Here is a 12,019-nt window from a genome sequence, read left to right on the forward strand (position 1 = left end):
GGGAGGTTCAGGAGTTTTCGTAGTTGGTCAGGGCCAGGCCAAGCAGCGCCTTGGCCTGCTCACGCAGCATCACCGGCTCGACGATTTCGGCGTCCGAGCCGTAGTGCAGCACGTCCATCAGCAACTCGCGCGAGACGCTGTACGGCACCTTCAGCTCATAGCGGCCATCGGCCAGGAACCGGCCCTGCTGCTTGGAATGCCAGTGTTCGTCGGCCACCCAGCGTGCGGCCTTGGCGCTGAACAGGATGGTCGCCCAGCCCTTCGGCGCACCGGAGAAGATGCCATAGCTGGCGCCCAGCTGCTCGTCCAGCTCGCTGTCGGCGACGTCGCGCGCGGTGCTGTCGATCACCCGCGCCTTGTTGATACGGTCGACGGCGAAACTGCGCAGCGCCTCGCGATCATGGTCCCAGGCATCGAGGTACCAGTTGTCGCGGTAGTGGGTCAGTCGCTGCGGCGAGACGGTGCGCCGGGTCGACTCGTCGGTGGAACGGGCGCGGTATTCGAATGCCAGCTGGCGGCGTTCCAGCACGGCCGAGGCCACGCTGCGGAAGCTGCCCTCATCGAACTTGCGGCCACGATGGGGGATCACCCGCACGCGGTCGACCGGCCAGCTGGAAACGCCGGCCTGGGCCGCCAGCAGGCTCTCGATGCGCTGCTGCAACGGCGCCAGCACCGAAGACAGCACGCCGCCGCCGGTGCGTGCCAGCAGATGCTGCGAGGCCAGCAGCGCGTGCAGCTCCTCCGAGCTCAGCCACAGGCCGGGCAGCTCGAAGCGATCGCTCTCGTCAGCCTGGTAGCGGAAGCCCGCTTCGCCGTCACCCTCGATCGGCGCCATCAGCGCATCGCGCAGGAAGGCCAGGTCGCGGTAGACGGTGGCGCGGGAACAACCGAGCTTGTCCTGCAGGGTCGCCACCGTCACCGGATAGCGCGCGGACTTGAGCAGACGATGCAGGGCGGTGATGCGTTCGTATCGGTCCATACCCCCGATTATGTCCGAGTCGCGGGTCTTGTGTGGGACGTTTGGGCTATCGTTGTCGCCCCCACCCCCATGGAACGCCCGATGCGCCGGTTGCCTGCCCTGCCCCTGCTGGCCTGCCTGCTGCTGGCCGCCTGCGATCGCATGCCGGCACCGGAGCGCACCGAAGCCCCCGTGCCCGCCGCCGACCCGGCGCAGGCGGTGCTGGACGCCAGCCGGCGTTTCGCGGCCCTGCGCAGCTTCCACGCCGAGCTGGAGGTGCTGGGCGCGCCGCAGCCGGTCCGCAGCGCCATGGACTTCGTCGCCCCCGACCGTTTCCAGGTACAGACCCCGGCCGGTGCGCAGATCATCATCGGCGATACCCTGTTCCTGCAGGCCGAGGGCGCGATCCGCCAGGTGCCGACCCCGCCGGGCCTGCTCGAGCAGTGGCGCAACCCGCTGCCGGCCGATGCCCTGCCCGCCGACCTGCAGGCCGAGGACCTCGGCAGCCAGCCGCTGGACGGGGTCCAGACCCGCCACTACCGCCTGCGCGGCGCCCAACCGGGCGAGCGCCTGGAGTACTGGGTGGACGCCCAGGGCCTGCCGCGGCAGATCGTGCGCAGCGGCAGCAGCAACGGCCGCAGCTTCCAGCTGCGCTTGCGCTATTCCCGATTCAACGACCCGGCGTTGCGCGTCGATCTGCCCTGAATAGGCAATCGCAGCAACGCTTGCTGAAGCGCACATTGGATCGATTCGGACCGCCATCACGCTTCCAGTATCATCACCGGCTGTTAACCGCTTCGGAGAAGCCTCGATGTCCCTGCGCGTGTCCCTGCTGATCCCCTTGCTGCTGTGCGCGCCGCTCGCGTATGCGCAGGATGCCTCCGAACTGGCGGCGATGTCCTCGCCGTGGAGTGGCAGCGGCGGCGAGCTCGGCTTCGCCTCGGCGCGTGGCAACAGCAGCACCGAGAGCTTCAACGGCCGCCTGCGCCTGCGCTACACCGACGGCGACTGGGTACACAGCATGGACCTGTTCGGCCTGCGCTCCAGCTCCAAGATCACCGAAACCAACGACGACGGCACCACCACCCGCCGCGACAACACCACCGCCAACCGCTACACCGGCAGCGCCGGCAGCGCGCTGCAGCTGGGCGAGCACCGCCAGCTGACCGCTACGGTGCGTACCGAGCGCGATGACTTCGCCACCTATGACCGCCAGAGTTCGTTCGGTCTGGGTTACGGCACCCGCCTGTGGAACACCGAGCGCTTCTCTTTCGATGCGCAGATCGGCCCCGGTGTGCGCCGCACCCACAGCACCGAGGACGACCGCACCCGCACCGGCCTGATCGGCCGTGGCCTGTTCGACATGAAGTACTCGCTGACCGACAACACCGACCTGGTCAACACCCTGCTGGTCGAATCCGGCTCGTACAACACCTTCGGCCAGAACGACTTCGGTGTCTCGGTGAGCATGAACGAGCACCTGGCGCTGAAGGCCGGCTGGCAGGCGCGTTACAACAGTGACGTTGCCGAGGACAAGCGCAAGACCGATACGCTGACCACGATGAACGTGGTCTACAAGTTCAAATAAACAGAACGGGCGCCAAGGCGCCCGTTTCGTTTTTGTAGAGTCGAGCTTGCTCGACTGCCGTGCCAACCGCAGTCGAGCAAGCTCGACGCTACGCGGGTTGGCTCAGACATTCAGCAGCTCGCCGGCGCCGTCGTCCAGCAGCAGCTTCGCCACCCGCTTCCCCAGCGTTTCCGGGTCGATGGCCGGGCCCACCGCCCCGGCGCGCACCGCGCGGCCATCGCTGGCACTGCCGACCAGTCCCTGCAGGTGCAGATCATCGCCCTGCCACTGCGCGATGGCCGCCACCGGCACATGGCAGCTGCCATGCAGCGCACGATTCATCGCCCGCTCGGCTTCCACGCAGGCACGCGTGGCCGCGTCGTCGAGCCCGGCGAACAGTGCCATCAGACGCGCATTGCCGCCATCGCATTCCACCGCCACCGCGCCCTGCGCCGGCGCCGGCAGCCACTGCGGCGGCTGCAGGCGCGCGACGATGCGATCGCCCAGTCCCAACCGCTCCAAACCAGCCACGGCCAGCACGATGGCGTCGTAGCCGCCGTTGTCGAGCTTGGCCAGGCGGGTGTTGACGTTGCCGCGCAGGTCGAGCAGTTCCAGGTCTGGGCGCAGCGCACGCAGCTGGGCCTGACGGCGCAGCGACGAGGTGCCGACCCGCGCGCCGATCGGCAGCGCATCCAGCGAGGCATACAGATTGGAAACGAAGCCATCGGCGGGGTCATGGCGGGTCAGCATGGCCGGCAGCGCGAAGGGCGCGTCCAGTTCCATCGGCACATCCTTCAGCGAGTGCACGGCGCAATCGGCCTCGCCACGCAGCATGGCCAGCTCCAGTTCCTTCAGGAACAGGCCCTTGCCACCGATGGCCGCCAGCGAGCGGTCGAGCACTTCGTCGCCACGGGTGCTCATCGGCACCAGTTCCACATGCAGGCCGGGATGGGCCTGGCGCAGGCGGTCGGCGACGTGTTCGCTCTGCCAGAGGGCGAGCGGGCTCTTGCGGGTGGCGATGCGGACGGTTTCCATCGCGGCATTATCGCGCCTTCGGCGGGGATACGGCCAACGGCGGAGCCCCTCGTGGCTGGGTGGGGTAGGTTGAAGCAACAGCCGTGCTTGGCCGGGCGGGGTGGACTGCGCAGGGGCCGCTGCAAGTACGTCCATGTAAGCTCGGTCGCTGCATCCATGCGGCTCACGCCCCTGCGCAGCCCACCCCGCCCGACCTCTGACAGCTTCCGTGCGCGCCGGCCACGGAAGATCAAAAGAAAAGAGCAGAAGCAAAGGCAACAGCCGGCGGCTTCCGGGGTCAAATCCCTTTTCCGCAGGAAAAGGGATCTGCCCCCTCTTTCCAAGCCGATAACACCAACGCCTTTGCCGTCCGACGCAGTGGACAACGAGAGGGTCGGGCCGGGGTGGGGGCGCGGGACCGTTGGCGCAATGGATGGCGCCATCGAGCCCCCAAGGATGGGTTTACGGCGTGTCCCGCGCCCCCACCCCGGTCCGACCCAGCACGTAGCAACACCGAACCATGGCCCGCTGTTGCTGTTGCTGTTGCTGTTGCTTTCGACGTTGCTCGCAAGCAGTCGCGGCCGCAGGCCGCGCGGACAACTCACAGATGCCGCAATTCCTGCTTCAGCGTCGCCACGCAGCGGCGGCTGACCTCCAGCGGTTGCTTGCCATGCCGCAGCACCGCCTGCACCTGCCCGCCAGTGCCACGGCGCAGTTCGACCAGCTCGTGGCGCGCCACCAGGCAGTTGCGATGGATGCGGACGAAGCGGCTGGCGAACTCCTCCTCCAGCGACTTCAGCGATTCCTCGATCAGGTCCTCGCCGCGCGCGTGGTGTACCACCACATACTTTTCTTCGGCCTGCAGGTAGTGGATATCGTCCAGCGGGATCAGCCGCAGGCTGCCACGCAGGCGCGCGCACAGCATGCTGCGGGCCTGCTGCCCGCCGTGGTCCTGTGGTTGACCATCGCGGCCGGCCAGGAAAGTACGCGCACGTGCGATCGCCGCCGCCAGTCGCTCGGCGCGGACCGGCTTCATCAGGTAATCGATCGCCGCCGCTTCGAAGGCCGACAGCGCATGCGCGTCGTACGCGGTGCAGAACACTACCGCCGGCCGCGGCTCGAAGCTGGCCAGATGGCGGGCCGCTTCCAGGCCGTCCAGCCCGGGCATCGCGATATCCAGCAGGACCAGGTCCGGCTGCAGTTCCGCGCACGCGTGCAGGGCCTGCTCGCCGTTGCCGGCCTCGGCCACCACGTCCACGCCGTCCTGCGCCGCCAACAGGCTGCGCAGGCGCTCGCGCGCCAGCGGTTCGTCATCGGCGATGACTACCCTCACGATCGTTCCCTCACTGGATCGGCACTGTCACCTGGCAGGCATAGTAGCCCTCGCTCCAGCCGGCCGTCATCCGCGCAGCGTTGCCGAAGCGCCAGGCAAGGCGATGGCCGATGCTGTGCTGGGCATGGCCGGCGCCCCGCGCCAGCGCCAATCCGGGGGCCTGCGGATCCGGCGCCGGATTACGCACGCGGATCTGCAGCTCATTGCCCTCACGGGCCAGCTGCAGTTCAATCGTGCCGCCCTCGGGCAGACGCGAGATCCCATGCAGTACTGCGTTTTCCACCAGCGGCTGCAATACCAGCCTGGGCAACGGCAGATCCCACGGCAGCGGCTCATCACGTTGCCAGCGCACCTGCAGGCGTTCGCCCAGGCGCAGCGATTCAATCGACAGGTAGCGTTCGGCCAACTCGCATTCGTCGCGCAGGGTCGAATCGCCCTCGCCCGCGCCCAACGCAGCACGGAACAGATCAGACAGGTCCAGCACCGCGCGCTCGGCGACCGCCGGGTCGCGATGCAGCAGGCTGGCGATCAGGTTCATGCTGTTGAACAGGAAATGCGGCCGTATCCGCGCCTGCAGCGCGTCGGCCTGCGCGCGCGCGTTGGCCTGCACCTGCGCGGCCCAGCGATCGCTGACATAGAAGTAGCGCAGTGCCAGTGCGGTGATCAGTACCGTGGTGGCGGCGCTGCCGAGGGTGAAGCGCCAGAAGCTGATGCCACTGGCGAAACTGTCACCGAGCACCGCGTACAGCGCATGCACGATACCGGCGCAGACCACCGCGATCAGGGCCGCCAGTGCGATCGCTGCGACCGCGCCCAGCATCGGTGGCAGCCGGGACAAGCCCTGCCGCAGCAGACACAGGCTGGCCGTGACCGCCAGTGCCAGCCACAGCGCGAAACCGCTGGCCGACAGCAGTTCGCCCACGGTCCAGTGACGACTGCCATCGGGCGCCAAGGCCAGTACCACCACCACCAGCTCGGCCAGGCCCAGCATCGCCGCCAACCGTGGCAGGCGACACAGTTCCGGCATCCACGGCGGTGAACTGGCCGGCGACATGGCTCAGGCCGTGCCCAGGCGTTCCTGCAGCCAGTCGCCCAGTGCCTGGATCTCTTCGGCGCAGACCTGGTGGGCCATCGGGTAGCTGTGCCATTCCACCTGCAGGCCCAACGCCTGCAGTGCCTGCGCGCTGTGCGCGGCCACCGCCTGCGGAATCACCGGGTCGGCGCTGCCGTGGGCCATGAACACCGGCACCTGCACGGCGCCTTCCGCGCGCTGGGCGCTGTCGGCATCGGGCAGGTAAGTGGACAGGGCGATCAGGCCGGCCAGCGGCGCAGTACGCGACAGCGCGGCGCTGAGGATGATCGCACCGCCCTGCGAGAAACCGGCCAGGAAGATCCGCTCCGGTGCGACGCCACGCTCGATCTCGCGTGCGATCAGTGCATCCAGTTGCTGCACCGATTCCCGCACCCCGGCCATGTCGGCACGCGAACGGAAGTCCATGCCGACGATGTCGTACCAGCCGCGCATCGGCACGCCGTTGTTGATCGTGATCGGCCGCACCGGTGCATGCGGGAACACGAAGCGCAGTGCCGGCCAGTGCGGCCGCACCAGCTCGGGCACGATCGGCGCGAAATCGTGGCCGTCGGCGCCAAGGCCATGTAGCCAGATCACCGACCACTGCGGCGAGGCGCCGGTTTCCTGTTCCACCGTTTGCAGCATGATGCGGCTCCTTCAAGTTCAAGCCGCATTATGCCGCTGGCACGGGGCGATCAGTACAGCGGCGGTTGCTCGGCCGCTTCCCGGCGCAGCTGCGCGGCCCGTACCAGCACCGGCGGCGGGATGTTCTCCTCGGGAATATCGAGCAGGCCCAGGCGATGCAGGAAGGCGCCCGGTCCCCGCGAGGAGGTCAACGCCACCACCGGAATGGCCAGCACCATGCCGATCACCACCGGCGCCATCCATGCCGCCAGCGACGGCGACACCGCCCAGGCCAGCACGCCCATGAAGGCACCGAACACGCCGAGGCCGCCGTAACCGCGGATCAGTGCCATCCACGAGATGCCACCATCATCACGCTGCTGCGCGTCCCAGCCAGAATCGCGGCCGGACAACACTTCGGCCACGCCGCGCGACTGCACGTACATCACCACCGGCGCCATCAGCGCCGCCAGCACCGTTTCCACCAGCATCGACACGAAGGCACGGATCGCGCCGCCACAGCCGCGACGGTCGACCGGGTCGAGCAGCATCGCCAGATAACCCAGCACCTTGGGCAGCAGCAGCACCGCCATGGTGGCGGCGAACAGGCGCACCACTTGCTCCTCGTCCTGTGCGCGCCAGTACACGCTGGGCGACAGGTGCAGCAGGGCGTTGAAATCGATGCCCTCCTGGAACAGCGGAATCGCGATGCCGATCAGCATCAGCATCGCCCACATCGGCGCGGTGAAGTAATGACCGATGCCGATCAGCATGTGCGTACGGCTGATCCAGTGCAGACCGCCACTGCCCACCACCTTGCCGTGCTGCAGGTTGCCCTGGCACCAGCGACGGTCGCGCACCAGCAGGTCGGTCAGGGTTGGCGGGCCTTCCTCGTAGCTGCCGCCCAGGTACGGCACCATGTGCGCGGCCCAGCCGCCGCGGCGCATCAGCGCGGCTTCGACGAAGTCATGGCTGAGCACGTGGCCGCCGAACGGCTTGCGCCCCGGCAGTGCCGGCAGGCCGGCGTGGTCGGCGAAGGCACGGGTGCGGATGATCGCGTTGTGGCCCCAATAGTTGCTCTCGGCACCGTGCCACCAGGCCACGCCGCGGGCGATGACCGGTCCATACACGCGGCCACCGAACTGCTGCATGCGCGCGAACAGGGTGCGACCGCCGATCACCGATGGCAGGGTCTGGATCAGGCCGACGTCGGCGTTGTGCTCCATGCCGGCCACCAGCCGCACGATGCTGTCGCCGGTCATCAGGCTGTCGGCGTCGAGGATCAGCATCTGCGGGTAGGCCCCGCCGAAGCGCCGCACCCAGTCGGCGATGTTGCCGGCCTTGCGCCCGGTATTGTCGCCACGGCGGCGATAGAACAGCCGCGTCTGCCCGTCCGGAACCCGCTCGCGCAGCTCGGAGAACACCTGCTCCTCGGCGCCGGCGATGTCCTCGCGACGGGTATCGCTGAGTACGAAGAAGTCGAAGCGATCGAGCTGACCGGTGGCGGCCACCGACTCGTAGATCGCCTGCAGGCCGGCCAGCAGCCGGCGCGGATCTTCGTTGTAGGTCGGCATCAGCAGCGCGGTGCGGCTGTGTACGGTCGGCAACGGCTTGTCCGGGTCGATGCCAAGGCGATAGCCACGGTCGAACACGGCGGTCAGGAAGCCGGCCAGGGCGCTGGCGAAGGACAGCGCGATCCAGGCGAACAGGCCGACGAACAGCACCAGCAGACATGCTTCGAGCACGCTGATGCCATTGGCCGACAGCACCCGCCACATCATCCGCGTGGCCACGGCGGTCATGCCGAGCGTGCCACCGAAGATGTAGAGCCGACGCAGGCCGATCAGGCGCGGCGACGTACGATGCCGGCGGACCTTCAGCGCGCCTTCGCGCAAGGTCTGCTCGGGCATCTGCAACGGAGATTCAGCGGGCAGCAACGCCCAGCCGGCGTCGAGCCGGGGCGCATCCGTTTCCGCGTGGATGGTTTGACCCCCCATCACCGCCTACTCCACGCAGTCGGCACGGCCGGCCATCCCGGCCGGGCTGCATGCACGAAGGTTCCCGGTGCGCTTTCCCGGCGCCCGCACTTGTCCTGGCTGTGTCGGCCTCAGGCCGCACAGTCGATGTCTATCACTACCGGAACCCACACGATCTCCAACGGGGCGGAATCGAAAATGCGGCTCAGTCTAGGCCGCCGGATGTAAGCCGCGTGCGAAGGTCTACGCCGGGATTTATCCCCATTCAGCATGCAGCAGGCGATGCCGCCAGGAGACGGCCGGGTGTCATTGCGTTACACGGGGTACTGGATCGTAACAAACGCGAACGGTTATCATTTCATTAACCAGGCAGGTCACCGTCCTCCGCACGGCTGCAACCCACCCAGCTGCGCCGGTCCGCACCGTGCGCCCGACGACCCATGGAAGGGGGCTGCCTGCTGTCTGCCTGCGCCTGCTGCTTCCACCGGGTCCCCCATCTCCCCTTGGAAGCCGTCATGTCCCTGCCGTCCCATTTCCGTTCCGCGCGCCTGTCGCGCACCCGCCTGGCCACTGCGCTGGCCACTACCTGCCTGCTGGCCCTGCCCGGCCTGGCCGCCGCCGAGGCCAGCGCCGATGCCTCCACCAAGGACCTGGATACCGTGGTGGTCACCGCTTCGGGCAACCAGCAATGGATCAAGGATGCCCCGGCCAGCATCAGCGTGATCAGCCGCGAGGACATCGAGCGCCAGCCGGTGCACGATCTGGCCAGCCTGCTCAGCCGCGTGCCAGGCGTCACCGGCGGCCTCAGCGCCAGCGGTGAACAGTCCAAGATCAAGCTGCGCGGCATGCCGTCCAACTACACGCTGGTACTGGTGGATGGCAAGCGCATGGGCAGCTCGGCCTCGACCAACTACCGCCCCGACCTCGGCCGCCAGGACCTGAACTGGATCTCGCCCGACCAGATCGAGCGCATCGAAGTCGTGCGTGGGCCGATGTCTTCGCTGTATGGCTCCGATGCCATGGGCGGGGTGATCAACATCATCACCAAGCGGATCGGCGACGAATGGAACGGCAGCGCCACCCACAGCTACACCCGCCCCTCTGACAGCAAGCGCGGCGACACCCAGCAGATCGGTGCGACGTTCTCCGGCCCGCTGGGCGAGCGCTTCGGCCTGCGCATCGGCGCCAACAGCATGCGCCGCGACTCCGACCAGTCCAATGGCGGTGTCTACGGCAATGCGTATGCGGGCGAGAAGGATCGCAACGTCGATGCATTGCTGCAGTGGAAGCTGAGCGATGCGCAGAACCTTTCGCTGGAGGCCGGCCACGGCGTGCAGCAGGCCTTCATCGATGCCTCGCTGGAGAAGCAGGACGAGGGCGCCTGGGGCGCCAGCGAACTCAAGCGCAGCTCGCTGGCGCTCAACCATGACGGCACCTGGCGTTTTGGCACTTCCAAGCTCAGCGCCTACTGGACCGAGTACAAGAACGACATCGGCCCCACCGGTCGTTCCGAGGCCACCGATACGATCATCGAAGGCAGCCTGAGCACGCCGTTCACCCTCGGCGTCGAGCACCAGTTCGCCGTGGGTGGCCAGTGGAAGCGCCAGGAGCTCACCAACACCGACACCATCGGCCAGACGCCGATCGACTACGCCGGCAATGCAGTCAGCGGCTCCGATCTGCAGGTCGATACCTGGGCGCTGTTCGTCGAGGACGAACTGAAACTACACCGCACCCTGGCCCTGACCCTGGGCGCGCGCCTGGACCACCACGAAAAGTTCGGTGGCCATGTCAGCCCGCGCGCCTATCTGGTCTGGCACCCGGCCGAGCAGTGGACGATCCGTGGTGGCGTCTCCAAGGGCTTCCGTGCGCCCAGCCTGACCGAGAATTCGGCGACCGCCGCCACCCAGTCCGGTGGCCGTGGCTGCACCTCGCTGATTCCGCTGGGCTATACCCGCGGCGGTTGCTACATGGCCGGCAACCCGGACCTGGATCCGGAAACCAGCACCAACCGTGAGATCGGCATCAGCTTCGACAACGACCTGGTCGATGCCGGCCTGACCTACTTCCATACCGACTTCAGGAACAAGATCGAGTACGCACCACTGGGGCGGTTCAATGGCATCTGGTGGACGCGCATGAGCAACGTACAGCGCGCCCGTACCAGCGGCATGGAAGGCAATTTCAACGTCCGCTTCGGCGAGCATTGGCGCTGGCGCACCTCGGCGACCTGGATGAAGGAAGCGAAGAACCTGACCACCGGCCGCAACCTGATCGATACGCCGGAGTTCTCCGGCTATTCGTCGCTGGACTGGACGCCCGGCACGGTGTTCTCCAGCAGCCTGTCGGCGCAGTACACCGGCAAGCAGACCGGCATCGCCACGACCTTCCTCAAGGCCTACACCCTGTATGACCTGACCGCGGCATGGAACGTCAACGAGGTGCTGACCCTGCGCGGCGGCGTCAGCAACCTGGCCGACAAGAAGCTGTATGCAGAAGGCTCCACCGACTACTTCGTGGCCGGGCGCAGCTACTTCCTCAGCATGACCGCACGCTTCTGATGCGCGTGCCGCGATCGCGCTGGCGGCAAGCCAGCGCGATCGGCGGTGTTGCGGTTTACTCGCTTTCCAACGCGGCCGGTGCCGCATCCCGTGTGGCGGCCGTGCGTGCACGGTCCATCGCCATTGCCAGTTGCTGGCGCGCGAGCAGTTGTTGCGCCTGCACCACTTCAGGTGTCGGCAGGAGCACCGGTCCCGGTGCGTTTTCCGGTGTAGCAGGTGTGGTCATGCAACCTCCATGGACATCCCGCCACCACACGGATCCAAGCAGGGGCGGCGGCGGAACTGCGCACCCTATCCTAAAAACAAGGCGGGCGGGTGACGGTGCGGCGGCCGGCCGCAGCCCCGTGCGTGCGCCGGCGTCACATTTTTGACGCCAGGGGCTGGCTTCCTGAACCGCTCCGCCATTACGATGTAACCGTTTTCCTACAAGGACGTATCCGTCAATGAATGCCGTCGATCTTTCCCGCTTCAGCCCGAAGTGGCAGTTCCGCTTCACCTTCTTCCAGCAGCACGGCGCTCCCAAGGAGCCGGGCTTCAAGCAGGCCTGGAAGGCGCTGTCCTTCGGCGACCGCCTGAAGGTCAACATCAACTTCTTCGCCTTCTTCTTCGGCTTCATCTACCTGCTCATCCTGGGCATGTGGCGCAAGGCACTGGTGGTGATCGGTATCGGCATCGTGCTCACCATCGTCTCCCTGTTCCTGCCGGATGTCGTCGCGCGCCCCCTGTTCATCGCCATGAACTTCCTGGTCGCCTCCAGCACCAACTACAGCTACTACCTGGAGCAGGTGAAGGGCAAGGCCAGCTGGAACCCCTTCGAAGGCATGTTCTGAACCCCTGCGCTGGCCGGACCTGATCCGGCCACTGCGCGGAAACGACGACGCCCGGCTTCGGCCGGGCGTCGTCGTTTGTGGGAG

At 67.4% G+C, this 12,019-nt stretch carries 11 protein-coding genes; 4 read left to right on the forward strand and 7 right to left on the reverse strand.

Annotated elements, in window-relative coordinates:
• Positions 1 to 7 precede the first annotated feature (7 nt).
• Positions 8 to 979: a helix-turn-helix transcriptional regulator gene (locus ABH900_RS03855; protein ID WP_429621478.1), complete on the reverse strand. Its 972-nt coding sequence runs from the start codon at positions 977 to 979 to the stop codon at positions 8 to 10.
• Between the two features lie 81 nt (positions 980 to 1,060).
• Here ABH900_RS03855 and ABH900_RS03860 point away from each other — a divergent pair, with 81 nt between their 5' ends.
• A complete protein-coding gene (locus tag ABH900_RS03860; protein ID WP_429621480.1) occupies positions 1,061 to 1,663 on the forward strand; it encodes a hypothetical protein in 603 nt (200 codons plus the stop codon).
• A 106-nt stretch (positions 1,664 to 1,769) separates the two neighbouring features.
• Positions 1,770 to 2,546 carry a DUF481 domain-containing protein gene (locus tag ABH900_RS03865; protein ID WP_429621482.1) on the forward strand — a complete coding sequence of 259 codons (777 nt, stop codon included), beginning with the start codon at positions 1,770 to 1,772 and terminating at the stop codon, positions 2,544 to 2,546.
• Between the two features lie 102 nt (positions 2,547 to 2,648).
• On the opposite strand, the gene hemC is transcribed toward ABH900_RS03865, so the two are convergent.
• The 5 genes from hemC to mdoH all read right to left on the reverse strand — a co-directional run bounded on the left by hemC (position 2,649) and on the right by mdoH (position 8,565).
• Complete coding sequence (hemC, locus tag ABH900_RS03870) at positions 2,649 to 3,560, reverse strand: hydroxymethylbilane synthase (protein WP_429621484.1); 912 nt, start codon at positions 3,558 to 3,560, stop codon at positions 2,649 to 2,651.
• 580 nt (positions 3,561 to 4,140) lie between these two features.
• Entirely contained in the window at positions 4,141 to 4,872 is a 732-nt protein-coding gene (locus ABH900_RS03875; RefSeq protein ID WP_429621486.1) for a LytR/AlgR family response regulator transcription factor, read from the reverse strand.
• A gap of 10 nt (positions 4,873 to 4,882) precedes the next feature.
• The gene (locus tag ABH900_RS03880; protein WP_429621488.1) at positions 4,883 to 5,926 is read right to left on the reverse strand and encodes a sensor histidine kinase; all 1,044 of its coding nucleotides are present in this window, start codon (positions 5,924 to 5,926) and stop codon (positions 4,883 to 4,885) included.
• A 3-nt stretch (positions 5,927 to 5,929) separates the two neighbouring features.
• Positions 5,930 to 6,589 carry an alpha/beta hydrolase gene (locus ABH900_RS03885; RefSeq protein ID WP_429621490.1) on the reverse strand — a complete coding sequence of 220 codons (660 nt, stop codon included), beginning with the start codon at positions 6,587 to 6,589 and terminating at the stop codon, positions 5,930 to 5,932.
• A 50-nt stretch (positions 6,590 to 6,639) separates the two neighbouring features.
• Positions 6,640 to 8,565 (reverse strand): glucans biosynthesis glucosyltransferase MdoH, encoded by a 1,926-nt coding sequence (gene mdoH, locus ABH900_RS03890; protein WP_429621492.1) that lies wholly within the window; start codon positions 8,563 to 8,565, stop codon positions 6,640 to 6,642.
• 494 nt (positions 8,566 to 9,059) lie between these two features.
• Here mdoH and ABH900_RS03895 point away from each other — a divergent pair, with 494 nt between their 5' ends.
• Entirely contained in the window at positions 9,060 to 11,105 is a 2,046-nt protein-coding gene (locus ABH900_RS03895; protein ID WP_429621494.1) for a TonB-dependent receptor domain-containing protein, read from the forward strand.
• Between the two features lie 55 nt (positions 11,106 to 11,160).
• On the opposite strand, the gene ABH900_RS03900 is transcribed toward ABH900_RS03895, so the two are convergent.
• Complete coding sequence (locus ABH900_RS03900; RefSeq protein ID WP_429621496.1) at positions 11,161 to 11,331, reverse strand: hypothetical protein; 171 nt, start codon at positions 11,329 to 11,331, stop codon at positions 11,161 to 11,163.
• A gap of 217 nt (positions 11,332 to 11,548) precedes the next feature.
• On the opposite strand from ABH900_RS03900, the gene ABH900_RS03905 reads away from it, so the two are divergent.
• A complete protein-coding gene (locus tag ABH900_RS03905; RefSeq protein ID WP_429621498.1) occupies positions 11,549 to 11,935 on the forward strand; it encodes a DUF2628 domain-containing protein in 387 nt (128 codons plus the stop codon).
• Positions 11,936 to 12,019: the final 84 nt, after the last annotated feature.

This window comes from Stenotrophomonas sp. AN71 (assembly GCF_050435725.1).
In the GTDB taxonomy this organism is placed as follows: domain Bacteria; phylum Pseudomonadota; class Gammaproteobacteria; order Xanthomonadales; family Xanthomonadaceae; genus Stenotrophomonas.